18 protein-coding genes are annotated in these 21,878 nt (G+C 39.1%); 9 read left to right on the top strand and 9 right to left on the bottom strand.

The features are described 5' to 3' along the window. Positions 1-83: 83 nt before the first annotated feature. A complete protein-coding gene (locus KSO91_RS10530; protein ID WP_238742963.1) occupies positions 84-1,328 on the bottom strand; it encodes a TonB-dependent receptor plug domain-containing protein in 1,245 nt (414 codons plus the stop codon). Between the two features lie 376 nt (positions 1,329-1,704). On the opposite strand from KSO91_RS10530, the gene rdgC reads away from it, so the two are divergent. From rdgC to KSO91_RS10500, 6 genes are all read left to right on the top strand, one after another. Then, positions 1,705-2,613, top strand: coding sequence for a recombination-associated protein RdgC (gene rdgC / locus KSO91_RS10525; RefSeq protein ID WP_238742962.1), 909 nt, complete (start codon positions 1,705-1,707; stop codon positions 2,611-2,613). Between the two features lie 193 nt (positions 2,614-2,806). Then, positions 2,807-3,997 (top strand): formate-dependent phosphoribosylglycinamide formyltransferase, encoded by a 1,191-nt coding sequence (purT, locus tag KSO91_RS10520; protein ID WP_238742961.1) that lies wholly within the window; start codon positions 2,807-2,809, stop codon positions 3,995-3,997. Positions 3,998-4,299: 302 nt separating this feature from the next. After that, a complete protein-coding gene (locus KSO91_RS10515) occupies positions 4,300-5,157 on the top strand; it encodes a transporter substrate-binding domain-containing protein (protein ID WP_238742960.1) in 858 nt (285 codons plus the stop codon). Positions 5,158-5,171: 14 nt separating this feature from the next. Continuing rightward, positions 5,172-6,668 (top strand): methyl-accepting chemotaxis protein, encoded by a 1,497-nt coding sequence (locus tag KSO91_RS10510; protein WP_238742959.1) that lies wholly within the window; start codon positions 5,172-5,174, stop codon positions 6,666-6,668. 291 nt (positions 6,669-6,959) lie between these two features. Continuing rightward, positions 6,960-7,376 carry a SulA-like leucine-rich domain-containing protein gene (locus KSO91_RS10505; RefSeq protein ID WP_238742958.1) on the top strand — a complete coding sequence of 139 codons (417 nt, stop codon included), beginning with the start codon at positions 6,960-6,962 and terminating at the stop codon, positions 7,374-7,376. Between the two features lie 69 nt (positions 7,377-7,445). Then, a complete protein-coding gene (locus KSO91_RS10500; RefSeq protein ID WP_238742957.1) occupies positions 7,446-7,646 on the top strand; it encodes a YaeP family protein in 201 nt (66 codons plus the stop codon). Between the two features lie 82 nt (positions 7,647-7,728). On the opposite strand, the gene serS is transcribed toward KSO91_RS10500, so the two are convergent. The 6 genes from serS to fadR all read right to left on the bottom strand — a co-directional run bounded on the left by serS (position 7,729) and on the right by fadR (position 14,594). Further along, positions 7,729-9,015, bottom strand: a complete 1,287-nt coding sequence (serS, locus tag KSO91_RS10495; protein WP_238742956.1) for a serine--tRNA ligase — start codon at positions 9,013-9,015, stop codon at positions 7,729-7,731. 9 nt (positions 9,016-9,024) lie between these two features. Continuing rightward, positions 9,025-9,411 (bottom strand): fluoride efflux transporter CrcB, encoded by a 387-nt coding sequence (gene crcB / locus KSO91_RS10490; RefSeq protein ID WP_238742955.1) that lies wholly within the window; start codon positions 9,409-9,411, stop codon positions 9,025-9,027. Then, complete coding sequence (locus KSO91_RS10485; RefSeq protein WP_238742954.1) at positions 9,404-10,735, bottom strand: replication-associated recombination protein A; 1,332 nt, start codon at positions 10,733-10,735, stop codon at positions 9,404-9,406. The genes crcB and KSO91_RS10485 overlap by 8 nt, the downstream gene beginning before the upstream one ends. Next, complete coding sequence (gene lolA, locus KSO91_RS10480; protein ID WP_238742953.1) at positions 10,735-11,352, bottom strand: outer membrane lipoprotein periplasmic chaperone LolA; 618 nt, start codon at positions 11,350-11,352, stop codon at positions 10,735-10,737. Before lolA ends, KSO91_RS10485 begins: the two co-directional genes overlap by 1 nt. A 3-nt stretch (positions 11,353-11,355) precedes the next feature. Then, positions 11,356-13,821, bottom strand: coding sequence for a DNA translocase FtsK (locus KSO91_RS10475; RefSeq protein ID WP_238742964.1), 2,466 nt, complete (start codon positions 13,819-13,821; stop codon positions 11,356-11,358). A 62-nt stretch (positions 13,822-13,883) separates the two neighbouring features. Beyond that, positions 13,884-14,594 carry a fatty acid metabolism transcriptional regulator FadR gene (fadR, locus tag KSO91_RS10470; protein WP_238742952.1) on the bottom strand — a complete coding sequence of 237 codons (711 nt, stop codon included), beginning with the start codon at positions 14,592-14,594 and terminating at the stop codon, positions 13,884-13,886. A 188-nt stretch (positions 14,595-14,782) separates the two neighbouring features. Between fadR and dsbB the strand changes: the two genes are divergently transcribed. From dsbB to KSO91_RS10455, 3 genes are all read left to right on the top strand, one after another. Next, a complete protein-coding gene (dsbB, locus tag KSO91_RS10465) occupies positions 14,783-15,304 on the top strand; it encodes a disulfide bond formation protein DsbB (protein WP_238742951.1) in 522 nt (173 codons plus the stop codon). Between the two features lie 641 nt (positions 15,305-15,945). Next, entirely contained in the window at positions 15,946-17,544 is a 1,599-nt protein-coding gene (locus tag KSO91_RS10460) for a cation:proton antiporter domain-containing protein (protein ID WP_238742950.1), read from the top strand. A gap of 191 nt (positions 17,545-17,735) precedes the next feature. Beyond that, positions 17,736-18,125 (top strand): hypothetical protein, encoded by a 390-nt coding sequence (locus tag KSO91_RS10455; RefSeq protein ID WP_238742949.1) that lies wholly within the window; start codon positions 17,736-17,738, stop codon positions 18,123-18,125. Positions 18,126-18,230: 105 nt separating this feature from the next. Here the strand turns inward: KSO91_RS10455 and KSO91_RS10450 are convergent, their stop codons facing one another. Together KSO91_RS10450 and KSO91_RS10445 are read right to left on the bottom strand one after the other, a co-directional pair. Then, positions 18,231-18,935: a DUF3581 domain-containing protein gene (locus tag KSO91_RS10450; protein ID WP_238742948.1), complete on the bottom strand. Its 705-nt coding sequence runs from the start codon at positions 18,933-18,935 to the stop codon at positions 18,231-18,233. Positions 18,936-19,201: 266 nt separating this feature from the next. Further along, positions 19,202-21,727 carry a two-component system response regulator gene (locus KSO91_RS10445; RefSeq protein WP_238742947.1) on the bottom strand — a complete coding sequence of 842 codons (2,526 nt, stop codon included), beginning with the start codon at positions 21,725-21,727 and terminating at the stop codon, positions 19,202-19,204. Positions 21,728-21,878 lie beyond the last annotated feature (151 nt).

The following is a 21,878-nucleotide window of genomic DNA, read 5'->3' as shown; positions in this document are numbered from 1 at the left end:
CGATGTCTCTTGTTGTATTATCCTTTGTCTAGTTAACAAGTATTTTACCACAATGAGACATCAACCTCTTTAAAATCATCGAGTTATTTGGGTTTTATTGTTTGTTTTGAATCCCGAAACTTGAGTATTAATTTGAGTTTATCAGGGATAATATTGAATTGAGCCTGCAAGAATCCACCAAATTGATTGTATGAATCAATATGAGCGATACTGGTAATATAATCCGTATCTTCTATTGAAATATCGTTATAGCGATAATTCACCCCCCAGTCAAATTGGATATCATTCACTAAAGTGTTCATCTGATAATCGATATCAGTGATAAGAAAATCTTCTTTAAAATAGAGCTGTTCAGCTTGTTGGGAACTGATTGAAGCTTGCAACATTTGGTTAGAAACGGGGGATAATCTGTGCTCTAACCTTGTCATTAGCTGAACATGTTCGCGTGTATATTGATCTTCAATATACTCTGATTGATGCGTATTTAAGTTTGCTAGTTTTAAATTTTGCCCCATATCGATATGGGTATACTGAGTTTGTACAAGCAGTGAGGTATCTTCGTTAAAATTTAAATCAACCCGCCCGCCGATACTCTTCTTTTCCCCATCATCGTTTGGGGGAAAATAAACACGGTTTTTTGCGGATTCATCTGTTTCTTCAAAACCACCAAAAATACGAAATGAACTATGGTTCGCCAAATCGCCACCTATTCTAAAGTTTACTTTGCTATCTATCTGAGAGCCTGTTTCAACTTGAGCCAATGAACTACGCGTATCAGCCGTATGTTTGCTAATAATATTAACAACACCATTGGTCGCATTACTGCCCCATAATAACCCGCCTTGACCGCGAATAACCTCAATACGTTCAATATCGTACAAAGGTATATTTAGAGCTTCCCAATAGACACCGGCAAAAACAGGATTGTAAATGCTCTGTCCATCTATCATTACTAGCAGTTTACTTGAGTGACGGCCAGCAGTACTCCGAGACGTGATAGCCCATTGATTATTATCTAATTGACGAACCTGCATACCGGGGACTAATTTAAGAGCTTGTGCGACAGAGGTGACACCTGATTGCATTATCTCTTTACTGGTCAAAACATAGATAGATGCAGCAGTTTCTGACACATTCTGCAAGCGCTTCATGGCAGATGTCACTTGCACATCAGCAGCCAGCAGATCATCTAAATCGAGGCTTGGCAGTTCATTTGAATCAAAACTCGAAGATTGTGAACCCGCCTGTGCATTACTCACTATGCCGATTTGATAAAATAAGAAAAAAGCAGTAAAGATATACTGATGGTAGCTAAACAGTTTTGTCATGAAATAAATCCAAGTAAATATTTGTTAAAGGCCCACCTTTGATTAAGATGGCTGATATTTTAAAATATTAGAATCCAGCATGTCCTTTACTGTATTAAGGTGTAATCGGTATATAACAAGCGATGGAAGAATCTCTTTTATAAATTACAAATTATCTTTGAACGACAGGAAAACTTACTTTTCAATAAATCACTACAAAGTCACAAAGATAACGTATTGTAACTTAACCGAATAATGAAACCGATCCTCAACAGTCAATTTAAAGCCTATTTAAAATAAAAAGTGAAGTTAGTCACAGAAAAACCAAGCTTTGCTGGTTTATATAAAATCATTTACACTATCTTTCTATTTTATTTCTCTGTCAAAGGTGTATTTCATGTTTTTCAAAAACCTACAAGTCTATCGTTTTACCCGTCCGCTTGAACAAGATGCGGATGCATTAGAAAAAAATCTTGAGGAATTTAGATTTAAAAGCTGCGGTAGCCAAGATATATCGAAGCTTGGTTGGGTATTCCCAATGGGGAAATCAGGTTCAATGTACACACATTCGGCGACCAAGCAGATCCTTATCTGTCTAAAAAAAGAAGAAAAAATGCTACCCGCAGGCGTTATTAAAGATCAGCTTAGTGAACGTGTCGAAGCAATAGAACTTGAACAAGGTCGCGCGGTTAAGAAAAAAGAAAAAGACAGTTTAAAAGAAGAGATCGTGATGCAGCTTTTGCCACGCGCATTTAGTCGTACATCTCAAACCTACGCATGGATTGATCCTGAATCAGGGATGTTCTATGTGGACGCATCAAGCGCGCGTAAAGCAGAAGAGCTAATATCACTACTTAGAAAATCATTAGGCAGCTTGCCTGTTGTGCCTATCCAACTTAAAAATCAAACTGACGTAATTATGACCGATTGGTTAGTCGAAGGTAATATCCCCGCTAATTTCAAATTAGAAGACGAAGCTGAGTTATGTTCGGCATTAGAGGGCGGCGGTATTATTCGCTGTAAACAACAAGATCTGCTCTCTGATGAGATAAAAAATCACCTCTCAGCAGATAAATTTGTCACCAAATTAGCACTCAATTGGGCGGATAGTATTTCATTTATAATGGGAGAAGAATTTGCACTCAAACGCCTTAAATTTGCAGATGTATTGCAAGAGCAAAATGAAGATATTGATAAAGATGATTTTGCTGCACGTTTTGATGCTGATTTTGCATTAATGACCGGCGAGATTAAACAATTAATTCCCGCTGTGATTGAACTATTTGGTGGTGAGCAAACTCTGTAACGACACTGAACTAGCATTCCTCTTGTTCCCATGTTTTGGGTGGGAACAAGATAAAACCAGTTGCCTCTGTAACAAATAATTACAGAGAATTTTTATCTCCTAATTTTATATTATTACGCCAACCCGCTCCCCTTTTCTGCTATTATGCCATTCCAAATAAGCCCCCTTTCATTTAAACAATGAGTTAAATATTATGAGTATTTCAATTTTTGGCAGTGCAAAATCAAACAGTGCAACAAAAGCCCTTTTATTAGGCTCCGGCGAACTTGGCAAAGAAGTTGCCATTGAATTACAACGATTTGGCATTGAAGTCATTGCTGCCGATAGCTATGAAAATGCGCCCGCAATGCAAGTGGCTCACTCTTCGCATGTACTCAGCATGCTTGATGGAGAGCGTTTAGAAGAGATTGTACGTGCTGAACAGCCTGATTTTATTATTCCGGAAGTTGAAGCAATTGCTACCGCGTCATTAATAAAATTAGAGTCTGAGGGCTTTAATGTTGTGCCGAGTGCGCGCGCAACAAAGCTCACCATGGACAGAGAAGGTATTCGCCGTTTAGTCGCTGAAACACTTGCGATTAAAACATCCCCTTATGTCTTTACTGACAGCAAAGACGAATATCTACAAGCCGTTAAAGATATTGGCCTTCCCTGTGTCATTAAACCTGTAATGAGCAGTTCAGGTAAAGGCCAAAGTGTTATTAGGTCAGAAGCAGATCTCGAAGCCGCGTGGATCTATTCTCAAGAAGGAGGCCGTAGCGGTGCTGGACGTATTATTGTAGAAGGTTTTGTCCCCTTTGATTATGAAATCACCTTGTTAACGGTCAGCGCTGTTGATGGAATTCATTTTTGTGCTCCTATCGGCCATCGCCAAGAAAATGGTGATTACCGTGAATCGTGGCAACCACAAAAGATGTCTTCATTGGCATTGCAAAAAGCCCAAGAGATCGCTGCAAAGGTAGTTAAAGAACTCGGAGGTTATGGGTTATTTGGTATGGAGTTTTTTGTTAAAGATAATGAAGTCTACTTTAATGAAGTTTCGCCACGTCCCCACGATACAGGTTTAGTCACGCTGATATCTCAAGATCTGTCGGAATTTGCCTTGCATGTGCGCGCCATTTTAGGTTTACCAATCGGCACTATCACCCAATATGGTCCAACAGCATCAAGTGTCATTTTAGGTAATGGTCAATCACAAGATATTAAGTTTGCTAAACTAAACCAAGCATTAGGATTAGTTGCAGGTTCACAAGTACGTTTATTTGCGAAACCAAATATCAACGGTAGACGTCGCTTAGGTGTCGCGATTGCACGTGGTGAAAACACCGAAAAAGCGATCGAAAATGCTAAATTAGTATCAAGTAAAATTGAAGTGCTTTATTAACGTTAACTTTTACTGATCTCCAAATACTTAAACAATGGTTAACAGCTAAAAATTGTCACAACGCCATACACGAAAACTGCTAAGCTTTGGTATAAATTTATGCAGTTCAAATAAAAGAAGCAAATTTTGATGAAAAAAGAGGCGGAAAAATAAAAAATGAGCTAAGTATATTCTTAATTGGCGCGTTTTATCCCAAATAAGCTAGTTTTAATTAAAGCAATGCGTTAAATCGAGCGTTTTCAGATACTTTGGTATCCGGCGCGCAACACAGATCACATAAAAACAGATAGGAACATGCACATATGCAGCAAAAAAAATGGCTAGGTACTTTACTTCTCGCCTTCAGCTTTTTAATAACAACACAGGCTCAATCTAGCGAAATTGTCATTAATAAAGTTGCGGGTGAAAAAGAGCAACTTGTCGTCGATATCCTCTCATTGGTTCTTAGCAAATCAGACACGGCTGCGACAGTCCGTCAACGTTCAGAGGGATTACCTCAATCGCGTCTTGTTGAAGAGATTAAATTAGGCAATGTTGATCTCATGTGGGCAGGTGTAGATCCGACTTTAGAATCTGAATTATTGCCCGTTAGGATACCTATTTTAAAAGGATTACTTGGACATCGAATTTTTACTATTAAAGCTGAAAATCAAGCTCGCTTTGATGACATCACAACACTTGATGAATTAAAGCAACTAAAAGCAGGGCAGGGAACCGTTTGGGGAGACACGCAGATATTAAAAAATGCAGGTATTCCTGTCATCACAACACTTAAATACTCTAATCTTTTTTTAATGCTAGAAGGCGAACGGTTTGACTACTTCCCGCGCGCCATTCATGAACCTTGGAGCGAAATTGAGGAACGCCCAGAACTCAACCTCGCGGTAGAAAAAAAACTTATGTTAGTTTATCCCTTTGCAATGTACTTCTTCGTTGCTAAGGACAATCAAGCACTACACGATAAACTATACCAAGGTTTTGAAATGGCCATTGCCGATGGCAGTTTTGATGAACTATTTTTCAGTAATCAGCTCATTAAAGACGCATTATCTAAAACCAATATCAAAAACCGTACTGTGATTAAAATTGCTAACCCAGCGATGCACCCAGACACTCCAATTGATCGTAAAGAGTTCTGGTTAGATGCCACTCGCTTATAATAAGAGAAAAAAATATGAATTCAATTATAAAAAAATCTATGTTGTTACTCAGCAGTGTTTCCTTATTGATTATGGCAGTGGTTTTTTCCATAAGCTATTTTATGGCTCATAATTACTTTAATGATCTGCAGGCAGAAGAAATTCAAGACTCACAAAAAACCCTAGCCATTGTGTTGACAGAACCCATTTTTGCTTACGATAAACCACTGATCGGCGATATTATTGGGGCATTTGTAGAAGATTATCCTTTTATTCATAAGATAACAGCTTATGATCAACGCAATCAGCTCTTATCTGAAAAAACTGAAACGAATGAACAAGCGGTCGCTAAAGATACTATCTTAAAAGACGTGCCGATCGTTTGGTCTGGCAATAAAAATATTGGCAAGTTATCTATTGTTTATCGCTCTGATAGCAATGACCTGATGCTAACAATGGTTAAAAGCACTTTTATTGCAATTGCTTTAATTTTGTTAGTCGTTTTACAGATAACCAACTGGTTTACCCTATCACGACTTGTTGTTGCACCTTTGCGTAAGGTCGGTGATGCATTATCAGTTATTGCTTCTGGTGGTGGCGATCTTACTAGCCGGTTAGACATCAAAAGTAATGATGAGATTGGACAACTTGCAGATAGTTTCAACCGTTTTATTATCAAACTGCATGACATAATCAAAGGTGTTATGGATACCGCTAATGAAGTGAACAATACATCGGCAATAATAATCAGCAGCGCGTCTAATAATGTACAAGCGACTCAGCAGCAATTAGCCGAGATAGAACAAGCTTCTACAGCCTTGCATGAGATGTCTCTGACCACTAATGAGATCGCTCAAAATGCTAACGAAACAGCAAAAAGCACAGAAACTTGTAGCCAACTTGCGAAAACTGGTAGCGATGTAGTACGCAGTACCGCCGAGCAAATCAATTTACTGGGCAAAGATATGATGGTTACAGCAGATAAAATTAGCCAGCTTAGGGATAAGAGCGAGACGATTGGCTCGGTCTTAGACGTTATAAAAAGTATCGCTGAACAGACCAACCTACTCGCACTCAATGCCGCCATTGAAGCAGCGCGAGCAGGAGAACAAGGAAGAGGGTTTGCCGTGGTTGCAGATGAAGTACGTAATTTAGCGAAACGTACTCAAGACTCAACGTCTGAAATAGAAAAAATAATTGATGAATTACAAAATGCATCTTCTGATGCAAATGAATCGATGGAAGAGAGCCAGGTCGCTTTACAAAAAACCGTGAAAGAGTCTGAGAATGCCAGTACCGCACTCGCAGATATTCAGACAAATATAGATCAAATTAGTGGAATGAATGCGCAAATCGCAACCGCTTCCGATGAACAAAACGCCGTTGCTGAAGATGTTAGTCGCAATGTTACAGAAATTTTCAATATCACCAATGATGTAACAAGCAATGCACAAGGTGCACGACATGCTAGTGAACGATTAGGCGAACTTGGTGCAGGTCTGATCTCTAACCTATCAAAATTCAAAATCTAAATTGTAACGTTTAGACTAAAAAAAGCAGCAACAGCAATCTTTACAATGTGCTGTTGCTGCTTTTTAACTACGTTACATGCCCTACTATTTCCAAATTATCTTATCTGCAATTTCAGCACCAGTAGCCCCTAAACACAATAATATCCTCAATAAAACACTTTAAAGATTATAGTTTTGCTATTTGAAAGCATCGAAAACGAGTCTTCGATCCTGTTTTTAAAAATAAAGCTTGAAAAATGAGCAATAAAAAAGTACTGTTATCTTATACAGTGTTTTTACATACAGGTGTCTATGATGTTATCAAACTATGTGCAACTACAAGCTAAAATACAAAAAAAAACAAGCAATTTATTAGCTAGCTTTAATACAACGCCATATTTAAATCTGTCCTATGATTTAGAAAATTACCGCGCTTTATTAACACATATCACAGAAGATGATGACCCACGCTGGATTCTTTTTATTGCACCGCCGGGTAAACCCAATTTTACTTTTTTGCAGCAAGCAGGCATCCATAAAAGTAGAGTTATCACCTTAGCGCAAAACAAGATAACGGATCCAGTGGCGTTAGTAAAAACAGCCCTTAAAAGTAATAATTATGCAACGGTCGTTACCTGGTTAAAAAACTGCGATCAAGCATTGCTCGATGAAATAAATGAGCTTGGAGAAGATTCAAAGAGCAACTGCTTTATTTACTGTACACAATAATATTTACATTAATCTATTGTTAATTAGTTATAATAATGTCACATAACCAACTAACAATAGAGAAAAATTATGTACCCATACAGCGAACAGACTAAAAAACTAATTAACCAAATTGGCAGTGGAGACGCCGCTTATGTGCCCAAAGCGATTACCTGTGCAATTAAGGTTTTGGATAATATAGCTGCCGACGGGAAGCTACCTGAAGATGTACGTGAAAAGGCCGCCTTTGCAGCTGCCAACTTAGTATTAAGTGATTATAATGACGATTAGTAATGCCTTTTCTCTAGCCTAATAAAAATAAACAAGGTGACATTTGCCACCTTGTTTATTACTAACTCAACACGATTAATAATTAACCAATATGCGTAAGCCCCCCCATGTAGGGTTGTAAAACAGTCGGAATTTCAATGCGTCCATCAGCTAACTGATAGTTTTCCAGTACCGCAACCAGCGTTCGTCCGACAGCTAGACCCGATCCGTTTAAGGTATGCACTAATTCTGGTTTCTTAACACCAGTAGGACGGAATCGCGCTTGTAAACGGCGAGCTTGGAAATCACCCACATTTGAACAAGATGAAATTTCGCGATAACTATTTTGCGCCGGCACCCACACTTCTAAATCATAGGTTTTTGTTGCGCTAAAGCCCATATCGCCAGTGCATAAAACAACTTTACGGTAAGGTAATTGAAGGTTTTTAAGTACCTGCTCTGCATGAGCGGTGATTTCTTCTAATGCTTCAAAACTTTTTTCGGGATGTACGATTTGTACCAATTCGACTTTGTCAAACTGGTGCTGACGAATCAGACCACGAGTATCTCGGCCGTAAGAGCCTGCTTCGCTGCGGAAACAAGGCGTATGAGCGGTGATTTTTATCGGCAATTCAGATTCATCGTAAATCATATCGCGACTCATATTAGTCAGCGGAACCTCAGCGGAAGGAATCAGTGACATACCAATACCTTCTTCTGTTGCCGGTTTGGTATTAAAGAGATCATCACCAAATTTTGGTAACTGAGTGGTTCCAAAAAGGCTATCGGCATTCACCAGTAACGGCACATACATTTCAGTATAACCGTGCTCGTTAGTATGAAGGTTGAGCATATACTGCGCTAATGAACGGTGCAGTTTTGCAATTTGTCCCTGCATCACAATAAAACGAGAGCCACTAATTTTAACTGCCGATTTAAAATCAAGCCCCCCTAAAGCTTCGCCGAGATCAACATGATCTTTAACTTCAAAATCAAATTCTTTGCGGCTACCCCAAGTAGAAATTTCAATATTTCCAGCTTCACCTTGGCCAAGCGGAACCGATTCATGCGGTAGATTGGGAATCGCAGAAGAGATGTTCTTTAGTTGCTCTGCTAGCGCTGTAAACTGTTCTTTTGCAGCATCGAGTTCTTCACCTAACTTACCCATTTCAAGACGTAACGAGGTAATATCTTCGCCTCGTTTTGAAGCTAATCCAATCTCTTTAGAGCGGCTGTTACGCTCGGATTGTAATGTCTCGGTTGTCACTTGTAGTGTTTTGCGTTGTTCTTCTAGTTGATTCATTAGTTCAACATCTAAGACAAAACCACGAGTGGCTAATTTGTTCGCTGTTTCTTGTATATCATTGCGTAAAAATTTTGGATCTAACATAATATTTCCCTAACTCTTTAAAACTAATAAAGTGCCTACATATGCGGCGATAATACAGACAACAACATTCAACCCGATATTTAACATCGTCTTGATTAATTCCCCCTGCTGTAAAAGCAGTAAATTATCCATGGAGAATGTTGAAAATGTTGTTAATGCTCCTAAAAATCCGACGCCGATTAGCGGCCACCAAGGTGATGCGGTTATTGTTTCTTGCTGAACGAGCTGAAAAATAGAACCCATAATCAGCGCGCCCAAAATATTGACGGTAAGTGTAGCAAATGGAAAACCTTTTCCAAAGAGGCTTAACATGCCAATCGCAATTAAATATCGCAGTGCCGCACCCAAAGCACCACCACAAGCAACCAGTGCAACATTTGTAATTATATTATTCATAGCGTTTATTTATACTTTGTGAGTTAAGTTGCTGTAAGTAATTCAGTTTATCAGAAATCTGCTTTTCAAATCCCCGTGAGCTCGGGTGATAAAACCGAGTGTTTTTTAGTGCTTCTGGTAAATACGTCTCACCAGCTGCGAATGCACCATCTTCATCATGGGCATAACGGTAACCGAGGCCATGGTTAAGTTCCGCCATCAGTTTTGTGGGTGCATTTCGAAGGTGCAGTGGCACATCAAATTCAGGTAACTCTTTGACTGCTCGTTTAGCGTTAGCAAAGGCAACATACACGGCATTGCTTTTCGGGGCAGATGCACAGTAAACAATTGCTTGCGCAATAGCGCGCTCACCTTCATAGGGACCAACACGCGCAAAACAATCCCATGCATTGATGGCTATCTGCATAGCTCGCGGATCGGCATTGCCTATGTCTTCAGAGGCAATAGCCAACAACCGACGAGCCACATAAAGCGGGTCGCATCCCCCTGCCAACATACGTGCAAACCAATACAACGCCGCATCAGGATCTGAACCTCGAACAGATTTATGAAAAGCAGAAATAAGATCGTAAAAGAGATCTCCTTGTTTATCAAAACTCACCCCTTCTCGGCCGGCTATTTCCATAAGCAGATCCAAACCGACGGTCAGATGTTCCCCATTATCAGCTGCCATATCGACTAATAGCTCTAAATAATTAAGTGCTTTTCTCGCATCTCCCTGCACCAGTTGTGCAAGCTTTTGTTTTACATCACCAGTAAAGCGTATCCGTTTTTCAGCCAAGCCTTCCGTTGACAAACAAGCTTGATCTATCACCTCTACAATCTCAGTTTCGCTTAATTTCTTTAAAAGATAAACTCGCGCACGTGATAACAGTGCGTTATTGAGCTCAAATGATGGGTTTTCAGTCGTAGCACCAATAAAGAGTATCGTGCCATCCTCAATATAAGGTAAAAAAGCATCCTGCTGACTTTTATTAAATCGATGTACTTCATCAACAAATAGTAAGGTTCTTAAACCCGACACGCGATTTTGCTGTGCTATTTCAATGGCGGCACGGATCTCTTTAATACCAGATGTCACCGCAGAAAGTCGTTGTACATCTGCTTGGCAGTAATGAGCAATCAATTCTGCTAACGTGGTTTTACCAGTTCCTGGCGGTCCCCATAGAATCATTGAATGTGCAGCACCGCTTTCAAGCGCTTTACGCAGCGGCTTTCCCTCACCTATTATATGTGACTGGCCGATATAATTAGCAAACTTTTTAGGCCGCATTCTCGCTGCTAAGGGCTGGAAATCATTATTAAATGCGAACAAGTCTTTCATTAACGTTGATCGTCTATTTCTACGCCCAACGGGATTTTGAAATCAAAAAAACTAGAGTCTAAGGTCGTTGTTTGTGGTTTGTGACTGAGCTTAAACTCACTCTGTTGTCCCTGCTCTTCGATCACCACAAACTTGCTGATATTATCGGCCCGATTAAATTCAAAAATAAATGTGTTGCCCTGTAACCGCAGATCCGCATTTTTTACTGTGAATTTATTATCCTCTTTTTTCACAGAATACGTTGCCCACTGTTTTTCGCTCGCACCAGAAAGTAAAACAAAAGGAGTCCCCTCTATTGCATCACTCAAATTAATTAAGGTGACTTGTTCAATAAACGGACTATATAACCACATTGTTTTACCATCAGAAACAATTAACTCCTCTTCTGGTGTTATAACTTGCCAACGAAATTTCCCCGGCCGAGAGATCATTAATTTCCCCCAACTTTCATTTAACACTTTACCTTCAGGGCTCGTTACGACTTGAGAAAAATCAGCATTAATCTGACTGAACAAGGACAGTTTTTCTTTCAATAATGCAGCATCTGTCTGCCCATCAGCTTGGACATAAAGCGGGGTTATCAAAAATACAAATAATAGGGAGATAAATTTTTTCATTAATTAATCCTTCACTGGTGGTGGGGCAAGTACATCGCGGCTACTATTCGCCCCCGAGGGAGAGGTGATCACACCCTGCGCTTGCAGTTGATCAACTAAACGAGCGGAGCGATTATAACCGATTCTGAATTTACGCTGAATACTAGAAATTGATACTTTACGGGTTTCAGTAATAAACGCCACCACTTCATCAAATAATTCATCAATCTCATCGTCGCCATCGCCCCCCTCGCCAGGCAATAACATATCGAGGCTAAGATCGCCTTCAAGAATATCTTGAACATAATTAGGTGCTCCGCGTTTTTTCCAGTCTGTCACCACTTTATGTACTTCATGATCGGCAACAAATGCTCCATGCACACGTATTGGAACCCCAACCCCGGGCGGCATATACAACATATCGCCATTACCTAATAATGTTTCAGCTCCTTGCTGGCCAAGAATGGTACGAGAATCAATCTTACTTGAAACTTGGAATGCGATGCGTGTTGGAATATTCGCCTTAATCAAGCCAGTAATAACATCTACTGACGGACGCTGTGTTGCTAAAATTAAATGAATGCCGGCGGCACGTGCTTTTTGTGCAATACGCGTAATGAGTTCTTCACATTTTTTGCCCACAATCATCATCATGTCTGCAAATTCGTCAACGACCACCACTATATTCGGGAGTTTTTGTAATTCAGGGGCGCTGGCATCCATACTATCACCCTCTTTCCAAAGCGGATCTGTTAATGGCGTTCCCGCCTCTTTCGCTTCTTTTACTTTACTGTTATATCCAGCGAGTGTTCGTACGCCGATTTCAGAAAGCAATTTATACCGCCGTTCCATCTCACCGACACACCAACGTAGTGCGCTCGCGGCTTCTTTCATATCGGTGACCACTTCTGTCAATAGATGAGGGATACCTTCGTAAACGCTTAGCTCCAACATTTTCGGATCAATTAGAATCATGCGCACATCTTCAGGTGACGATTTATAAAGCAGGCTTACCAGCATACAGTTCACCCCAACTGATTTACCTGAGCCCGTTGTACCCGCTACAAGTAAGTGTGGCATTTTCCCTAAATCGACCACCACAGGTTCGCCTGAAATGTCCACTCCCAACACGATGCTCAAAGGCGATTTGGCTTGTTTAAATGTTTCACATCCTAACACTTCAGATGAATAAACAGTTTCTCGAAATTTATTCGGAAGCTCTAATGCGATTACTGCTTTGCCTGGTATTTGATCAACGACACGCACACTCATAGCAGATAACGCGCGCGCCAAGTCTTTTTCTAAACTGGAAACAGTACTTACTTTCATACCCGGGGCTAAGGCAAGTTCAAAACGAGTAATAACGGGACCCGGTAACACATTAACCACGTCGGCTTTTATTTTAAATTCAAGCAATTTAGCTTCGACTAAACGGGCCGCCGTGTCTAAATCTTCTTGAGAGATAGGATTGTGTTTTTTATTCGGTTTATCTAATAAATCCACACTCGGGAAAGGCGCTAAATTTGCTTCCACTTTGCGTGTAATAACCGGTTTTGCATAGTCAGGAAGATGCGAGAAATCAATTTTAGGCTCTGCAGCTTGTACGTTACTTTTCCCATTAAGGGGGGGTTGTTGCACACCCGTTTCGCACGTAGCCCCTTCGATATCAGAGGTGTTTTCTTCACTTTGAAATGGCGCATCATTATATTGCTCATCAATGTCTAAATGATCGATATTAAATATTCCAATTTCATCGAGAACATCTTCCCTATCCGCTGCGCTACTGCGTACCTTTTTAGGTGTGCTGATGGGTTTGCTTGTTTTTTTCATCTGTAATTGCGCGGCCTGTTCATTGCGGCGTAAGGCTTTATTACGCTGGCGTAATTCATTCCAATCCTTGATTTGCATTGGTAGGCAAGATAAGCGAATAAATAGGTTGATTGTCGAAGCACCCAGACCATCTATTAATCGCAGCCAAGAAAAGCCCAGCAATAAGGTTGTCCCTGAAAGAAGTAATGTTAATAGAATTAAATTAACCGCTAATAAACTGAAAAAACCCAGCATACTTTGGGAAATAACATCACCAACAAATCCACCCGACGGGTAATAGTGAAAATCATTAAAATTAAGAGAAGCTAAAGCAGAAGTACTAAATATGGTAAAAATAAAACCAATAATACGCAATCCGAGATTCAAAAAATCTATATCAAGCCGAAACTGTGGTTTCCAAAAAAACGCCCATCCTAAAACCGTAATCACGACGGGGACAACATAGGCAATTAATCCAAAAGTATAGAACAGAATATCTGCGATCCAAGCACCGCCTCTACCCCCTGCATTCTCTATATTTGCAACCCACTGCTGCTGAGACCAACTCGGATCGATTGGAGAAAAAGTAACGAGGGAGATAGAAATAAAAACAGCAATAAAAAAAGTGATAATAATACCCACTTCAAATAGCTTTTGAACACCCGACAGGTGATTGATCATATTTTTTTTTAACAAAAGATTGGCCCTGTAATAAAAATGAGACTGAAACTGAAATGATTAATTTAATCTAAAAAATCAGCTGGCAACTGATGACGTAAACGTAGCCATATTTTACCACTGGAAAAGGCAGAATCGCGAACAATTTGCATGATTTGATGTAATTCGCCTTGCTCTAACACCGTTTTTATTTCAGCATAAAAAGCAAGTGCTATTGATTTAGCTTCCATATTGGAAAAATAAAAAGTCCCTACTTTTCGGTAAAGATCTTGCAAACCATTTAAAATCAGCACGTAAATCATATTATTAGATGAAACAGCAACATGGTGGTAGAAGCGATAATCAAACTCTGTAAAAGTTTCACTGCTCGCATCGAGTGATGGTACATCTTCTAAAAAACGCAGAACACTTTGGTTATTATGTTTAGCAGCCATACGTAAAATAATGGTGCTTATATTAGTACGAACAGACATTAATTGATCAATAAAATCACTCCGTCGTGCCACGTCAAGGCGGGTTAGCGTGCTCAGAATGTTTAGACCGGAGGTTTCCCAAAAGTCATTAACCCGCGTCGCTTTACCATGGCGTATGGTGATCCACCCGTCTTTTGATAATCGCTGTAAAACTTCGCGCAAAGTAGTTCGGGTCACCCCTATTTTATCAGCAAGCAAACGTTCAGCGGGTAATACTGAATTGATTGCAATTGAGCCGTTCCAAATAGATTCAATCAGATATTGCTCAGCAACATCTGCAGGCCCCTTTACTTTCATTATCATTTTATATTCTGCCTATTTCTTATTGTGTTTTTATAATACCACAGTCATTATCTGGCTGGACAAATGTTATTATCCTTACAACCATTTTTAATAGATAATAAATTCACTTATCCTGTAATCGTATCTATTAGTTGGTAAATTGGCATATTATTACAAATCGAATTAATCATAAAATTTAGGAATCAATTGTGCGCTCTACTCTAAAAAACATTTCAAAAAACCGTTGGCCTTGGTTACTACTTGCAACAAGTGCATTAATACTGGAACTATGTGCATTATATTTCCAACATGTGCTCAAGTTAAGTCCCTGTGTAATGTGCGTTTATGAACGCCTTACTATGTTAGGTATTATATTTGCGGGTTTAATCGGTGCGAGTGCGCCAGGGAACTTATTTATTCGCTGTAGCGCTTTTTTATGTTGGGCAATCAGCGCTACTTGGGGACTATTATTGGCTATCGAACATACTCATTATCAACTGCACCCATCTCCCTTTGCTACCTGTGATTTTTTACCTAACTTCCCAAGCTGGGCACCACTTCACCAATGGTTACCTTGGTTATTCAATCCAACGGGTGATTGTGCAGATATAGTTTGGCAGTTTTTCGGTTACTCCATGCCACAATGGTTAATTGTTAGTTTTGCTATTTATTGCGCTATTTTTATTTTTATTGCTGCCAGCGCATTATTACCCACTAAAAAGAGCCCATAGCCGTTTATTGTTAGACATTGAGGCGTGGTGCAAGTCAAAATCCCCACCACGCAATTTCGACTTTTAGAGCAGTGAATGAGCGATCTTCAGCTTTCTACTGCAACAGCCGAAATGCGCATTTTTTTAGTTGCCTCTGTTGCACCTTAGAATAAGCTTTTATAAATATAATAAGAGTGTCAAAAAATCAGAATCCTTTAAGCATATGCTTATCTACAGTGCATTGCTGCCGCTTGATTAATTGTTTCCTACACAGCAACAACTCGCGTTACTTTACATCACCATAATCAGAGTCAAGCCAGGCACCACTATAACCTGTAAAACAACAACTATAACGCTGGGTAGAAACCACTGAGGTCGTTTACGCACCTCTGTAGTGCGCGTACTTCGTAATAGCCATCAACCTAGTCATATTTAAGTGTAAAGATAAAATCGTAATTAATTGATAAATAACAATAATATTTAATTTTCACATTACTGATTAGTTGGTCTCTATTTTGCGTAAGTTAATATGGATGATTGATCGCAAGGGAGCCTTTGCGCGACAATAGAGTGAAATATTACTAATTAAAAACAAATAGTTGCTGTAGAATTTTCATCATGCAATTGATTTTTCAATGCTTATCATTTTTAGAGGCAGCAAAATGGACTCCGTTCTTCTCATAATTTTCATCTCATTAGCTATCGCCAGTGTACTCAATCTGGTCTTAAAAAAATGCTCTGTCTCACATATTATTGGCTACGTTATTACCGGTACCATTATCAGTACAGCCTTTGATTTGGACAGTGAAAACCTAAAGTCATTGGATCTTATTGGCGAATTCGGCATCGTTTTTCTGATGTTTACCATTGGACTCGAAATGTCTTTTGCTAAGCTAAAGAAAATGAAAGAGATTATTTTTTTCAATGGCTTTCTACAAGTTTCATTAAGTGCTCTGATTATCTATTTCATTGCTTATTATATTTTTAATATAGACAGCACTTCGTCTGTTATTGTTGCCCTGGCTTTTAGCTTATCCTCAACAGCAATTGTATTAAGTTACCTAAAAAAATCAAAAGATATTCTTACTCCCTATGGTGAAAAATCAGTGGCTATATTGATCTTTCAAGATCTCGCTGTGATTCCGATTTTATTACTCATCAGTTTCTTAGCCCATGATGAATTATCACTGGCTGATGTGTTATTTAAGACAGTTATCTCCGCCACGCTAGTGATCGTTTTTATGTTCACTTTGGGTAAAAAGATTATTGAGTGGTTATTACGTTTCTCATCGAATGCGCGGCTCGAGGAGCTTTTTTTAGTGTCTCTATTGACCATTGTGATTGGGGCATCGCTGTTAGCACATGAGATGGGATTTACCTATTCTCTAGGTGCTTTTATTGCAGGTATGATCATTGCCGAAAGCACTTATCATGTCAAAGTAGAATCGGATATCGCTTCCTATAAAGATCTGTTATTGGGTGCGTTTTTCTTCTCGATCGGCACGAAAATAGATATCTATTACTTTATTTCTCATTTTCATTTAGTATTTGCCGTATTGGTTTTTACAATGCTAATAAAATCGCTGATTGTCTATTTTCTAATCCGACATAAATCCAACAAGAGTGATTCGATTAAATCGGCTATCGCACTTTGCCAAATTGGCGAATTTTCATTTGCTATTTTTTCACTGGCCACCAGTCAACAGATTATCTCCCAGCAACTCGGCAGCACCCTTATTTTAGTGACCGTTTTATCGATGCTGGTCACCCCCTTTATGGTTAACCATATTTATAAAATTGCCGCTTTATTTGTAGTCGAATTTTATGAATCAGATAAAATAACCCCGATAAAGATAACCAACCATACAGTCATTTGTGGCTTTGCAACACTAGGCCGAATAGTGGCAAAAGAGCTGCAAAAAAAAGGTGTTAGTTTTTTAATCATTTCAGATAATTTACAACACGTATTAATAGCAAGGAAGCGTGGTTATAAAGCTTATTTTGGCCATTTAGATAAACAACCGGTATTAGAATCATTAAAAATAGAGCAGTCATCTAGCATTATTATTACGGTTAACACTGTGAGGACTAAAAGAATCATTTGTCAGGCCGTACTCAGCTATTACCCAGAAGCCAACTTAATAGTCAAAATTAATACGCTTGAGGAGAAGCAGGCATTGGCGGATCTTGCCATCCGCAATTTTGTCCATGCCCAACATGAAACGGCTCTACTGCTGGTAAAGAAAATCGTGAGCAAATAAAAAGGAGTTATTGACAAACCGTTTGAGGCTGTTTATCTCTCTATTTTCTTAAACTAGCTATTGTACTCTTTGCCTAGCGCTAAAAAAAAGACAACAAAAATGAACACTTTTATCCGCTTAAGCTAAGCTTTATTTGTCACTTTAATATTATATATATTTTGATTTTATACATCTATTAATTGGGATAAATAATGAAGAAAATATTTTTAGCCGCTTTTTTAGTGTTGTTTCATCCGCCTCTATTTGCGAATGGATCAATGAATGTTAATAGTGAACTCAGTCATCTCGCCGGAGGCGCGATTATGGCGGGTACTCTCGTCACTCTCACAGATAATTACTGGCCAGAACAAAATAGAGCATGGGTGGGGTTTACCGTAAGTAGCGCATTGGGGGCTATTTCTCAATATTATGAGTATGCTAACGGCAGCAACGATTTTAATAATGCATTTATGGATGCGGCCTCACACGCATTGGGGTCGGCCATTGGAGCTTATATTTCAGACCAATATTTGCTTATGCCCGTCATAAATAAAAGCGCCGATGAGACCTATGTAGGACTCTCCATACAGTTTCAATTATAACCTGCCAAAGTGTTATCGTTTGCGGGAAATTAACTGTATTCAGATGATCGAATGAGGAAGCAATTTCACTCAAAAGAGTGAAATTGCTTGAAAAACCGAATCCTTTTAAAATGCAGCGCGACGCGCTTCATAAGCTTCTGAAAATGCAGTGATCTCTTCATGTTGATATGGTTTCAACCCGGCAACAACCATTTTCTTAATGCCACGACCAATGGTTTTCTCGCCATCAAAAACATTAAAATGGAGAAAATTATTAGCACGCTTAGGATCAACTTCGAAGTAGCAATCAGCCAATTCAACGTGCAGTGGATTACTCAGCTGTAATGTGTCGAATTCAAAGCTCATGCTGTTGTACATAACCAATGGACGCGATGGATTGAACATCACATTATGTTTTTTCATCAATGGCATCAATAACGTTGGAAAATTTTGTCCAGAGAAAACCACATAGTGTTTTATTAACGCCTCGATTAACACCGGATCATAGCTAGTATTTCCCTTTTTATTTATCTCTAAAATACTTTTCCCCTGCTCATTAGTAATCACTATATGCTCACTATCTGTTTCAGGAAACACCAATCCAACGCCACTACCAAGCATATTAGTGAAAGTAAAACTCATCGACTCACTGACACCATATGTAGTTAAAGCCAGTGAAAAAAGCAAGTCTCCTGGTACACAAAAACGTTTATTATCAGGATCATGGATAGGGTTAAAATCATGACATTGTTGCTTAGCAAAAGAACTCGCTTGCTCAGCTGTAATACGCACAATATTGTCATGTTTAGTGTAATAAGGTTCTAATAACATTAAGTTCTCTTAATATGAGGGCAATTAAAAAGGCAGGGGAACAGTACGCCGACGCGCTTTCTTTTCTCCATTTATTCGCTATTTTATAAAAAAAATTTGAAAAGTGAAATGGTTAGCTGCAAATATAAAATATGCTCGCCATAAAAAACATTTAAATGACCTTGTTAAATGTAGCGATTAATCAAATGCTGCTCGATTCCATTCGAACAAAAATGCAATTGAGAGGAGATGATATTCCCCTAATAGATGAAAATAAGAAGCTCACACTATCGTTCACAGTGAATAAGATACTCTTTCCAATTATGGTATTGGTCGACCTCCAACGCATTAAAAGCCTTCATTGGTAAAGGTGGGCTACAAAGAAATCCTTGAATAGAGTCGCATCCCAAATTATCAAGGAAGCTCAATTGTTCGATTGTTTCAACACCTTCTGCAATAACAGCAACCCCCATAGAGTGTGCTAACGTAATCATCGCAGTGACAATAGCCGCATCATCGTGACTCGAAGTGATATCCATAATAAACGAACGGTCTATTTTGAGCAGTTCAAAGGGCAATCGGCGTAAATAGTTCATTGATGAATACCCTGTACCAAAGTCATCAATTGAAAATGAAAGTCCCATATGGTGGAGTAACTGTAATTTTTTACTGGTTTCTTTCATATTGTCTATTAATAAATTTTCAGTGACTTCCAGTTCTAGATAATGCGGATCTAATCCCGTTGTAGCCAAGATACATTCAACCATCTGCACGAAATTCTTTTGCTTAAATTGGCGGATGGAAATATTGACAGCAACTTTCTTGGGGGAGAATCCCATATCACGGTTACTTTGTTCTTGTTCACAGGCAGTCCTCAATACCCATTCTCCAACAGGAATAATCATCCCCGTTTCTTCCAATATAGGAATAAAATTGATTGGGGAAACTAATCCAAGCTCGGGATGCTGCCATCGCAACAGGGCTTCATATCCTTCAATTTTGCAATTAGAGAGATTAAGTTGAGGTTGATAAAAAAGCCTAAATTCATCACGCTCTAATGCTCTACGTAAGCTTAATTCTAAGCTTAATCTATCGATGGCCCTCTGTTCATCTTTTATGGCATAAAATTGAAAGGCATTTCTACCTTTACTTTTAGCCAGGTACATAGCGGCATCCGCTTTTTGCAATAAGGTTTGCGTGTTTACACCATCTTCGGGAAAAAGACTTATACCAATGCTAGCCGTAACAAATAATTCCCGACTATCACATTCAAACATAACGGCTAACTTACTCAATATCGTGTCTACCTGCTTGATAACATCCTCTTTGGTCGCAATATCATTGAGAATAATGGCAAACTCATCTCCGCCAAAACGCGCAACCGTATCGTTTTTCCGTAAACACGCAACTAGTCTGACAGCCATTTCTTGCAGTAATAGGTCGCCAATATTATGACCCAACGTATCATTAATTATTTTAAAACGATCCATATCTATAAACAAAACAGCAATGATTGTTTCTTTCCATTGCGCGCGTCCAATTGCCTGTTCAAGGCGATCTTTAAATAATAATTTATTAGGTAAACCAGTTAATGCATCATGGTGGGCTAAATGTTGAAGACGTTCTTGCGCTTCCATCCGCTCAGTTATGTCTTTCCCACAAGAGATGTAATTCACGATCACCCCTTGGTTATTTTTTTGCGGTGTAATGGTTTTTTCTTCGAAGTATAAACGCCCTGTTTTATGTTTATTGATTACAATTTCATTGAATACTTTTCCTTGTTGGATAGTTTTCCAAAGACGCTTGTAAAATGCAGCACTCTGTTTCTCTGATTTCAGTATTCTAGGCGTCGCGCCCAGTAACTCACTTTTATCATAACCAGTCATATTGAGCATGGCTGTATTCACATACTCAATCACTCCCATGCTGTTTGTTATCATAATACCATCAGCGGCTTGTTCAACTGCGGTTGAAAGTTTACGCATCTCCATTTCAGCTAATCGACGTTCGGTAATATCCTGTAGGGTACCAACAATATAAGTCACTTGTTGTGCTGCATTAAGCGTTACATCGCCTTGATGACGAACAAACCAAGTCGCCCCCTTGCTATGTAACAATCGATGCTCAATATCGTAGCTTTTTTTCTCTTTAATGGCCTTATTTATAGTTGCGAGTACGAGTGTTTTATCTTCGCAATGAACCAACTCAATAAACTCAGCAAGAGTATGATTTGCATAACTAGCAGGCATATTTAATATTAAGCAAAGCTGATCAGATAACAGAACAGTATCGTCAAAAATAGACCATTCAAAGTGTCCAATACGCGCAATGCGTTGCGCCTCAGCTAATCGGGCTTCATTTAGCTGTAGCCTTCTGTGCGCTATCGCTTGCTCTTTGATTTTCTCTTGCAGCAGGTTATTAGTATTGTATAGATCATCCGTTCGCGCTTTAATTAAAGATTCAAGCGCATCGTTAGTTACTGAAAGGTGACCAATAGTACAGATATCATCATAAGATCTTAAGGCGGTTATCATCGCAATTTCAAAATCTTGAGTCGTCAATTTACTTTTTTCTAAGTAGCCATTGATATCATATAAGCGAATAACATCTCGGATATGCGATTTTCCTGACTGCCCTGTACGCAAAATAATTCTGACCGTTTTATTTTGCATAACATCACGAATGTACCTTGTGCAGTTTAAACCGGCGCTATCATTTTCCATGACAATATCAAGTAAGATGACAGCAATATCAGAATGCAGTTGTAATAACTTATAAGCCTCTTCTGGTGAACTTCCATAGATAAGATTCAAGCCTCTATTTTTGTAAGCAAAATCGTAACTACTCAGCAGGGGTAAATATATTTGGTAGCATATCATTTAACAATAGAGCAAGAGCTGTGGAACCACTGACACCCTGCTTTTTACAGCTCGATAAGTAACTTCTCAGGCCAAAAAACATCTC

The sequence above is a fragment of the Psychromonas antarctica genome (assembly GCF_022267535.1).
Taxonomy (GTDB): domain Bacteria; phylum Pseudomonadota; class Gammaproteobacteria; order Enterobacterales; family Psychromonadaceae; genus Psychromonas; species Psychromonas antarctica.
The sequence above is the reverse complement of the archived record's forward strand: the minus strand, read 5'-3'. Positions and strand labels throughout refer to the sequence as shown.

Coding starts and splice junctions, on each gene's coding strand:
- KSO91_RS10505 (WP_238742958.1), top strand. CDS start 6,960: ATGATGTTATCAAACTATGTGCAACTACAAGCTAAAATACAAAAAAAA.
- serS (WP_238742956.1), bottom strand. CDS start 9,015: ATGTTAGATCCAAAATTTTTACGCAATGATATACAAGAAACAGCGAAC.
- crcB (WP_238742955.1), bottom strand. CDS start 9,411: ATGAATAATATAATTACAAATGTTGCACTGGTTGCTTGTGGTGGTGCT.
- KSO91_RS10475 (WP_238742964.1), bottom strand. CDS start 13,821: ATGATCAATCACCTGTCGGGTGTTCAAAAGCTATTTGAAGTGGGTATT.
- fadR (WP_238742952.1), bottom strand. CDS start 14,594: ATGATAATGAAAGTAAAGGGGCCTGCAGATGTTGCTGAGCAATATCTG.
- purT (WP_238742961.1), top strand. CDS start 2,807: ATGAGTATTTCAATTTTTGGCAGTGCAAAATCAAACAGTGCAACAAAA.
- rdgC (WP_238742962.1), top strand. CDS start 1,705: ATGTTTTTCAAAAACCTACAAGTCTATCGTTTTACCCGTCCGCTTGAA.
- KSO91_RS10510 (WP_238742959.1), top strand. CDS start 5,172: ATGAATTCAATTATAAAAAAATCTATGTTGTTACTCAGCAGTGTTTCC.
- KSO91_RS10455 (WP_238742949.1), top strand. CDS start 17,736: ATGAAGAAAATATTTTTAGCCGCTTTTTTAGTGTTGTTTCATCCGCCT.
- lolA (WP_238742953.1), bottom strand. CDS start 11,352: ATGAAAAAATTTATCTCCCTATTATTTGTATTTTTGATAACCCCGCTT.
- KSO91_RS10460 (WP_238742950.1), top strand. CDS start 15,946: ATGGACTCCGTTCTTCTCATAATTTTCATCTCATTAGCTATCGCCAGT.
- KSO91_RS10485 (WP_238742954.1), bottom strand. CDS start 10,735: ATGAAAGACTTGTTCGCATTTAATAATGATTTCCAGCCCTTAGCAGCG.
- KSO91_RS10515 (WP_238742960.1), top strand. CDS start 4,300: ATGCAGCAAAAAAAATGGCTAGGTACTTTACTTCTCGCCTTCAGCTTT.
- KSO91_RS10530 (WP_238742963.1), bottom strand. CDS start 1,328: ATGACAAAACTGTTTAGCTACCATCAGTATATCTTTACTGCTTTTTTC.
- KSO91_RS10450 (WP_238742948.1), bottom strand. CDS start 18,935: ATGTTATTAGAACCTTATTACACTAAACATGACAATATTGTGCGTATT.
- KSO91_RS10500 (WP_238742957.1), top strand. CDS start 7,446: ATGTACCCATACAGCGAACAGACTAAAAAACTAATTAACCAAATTGGC.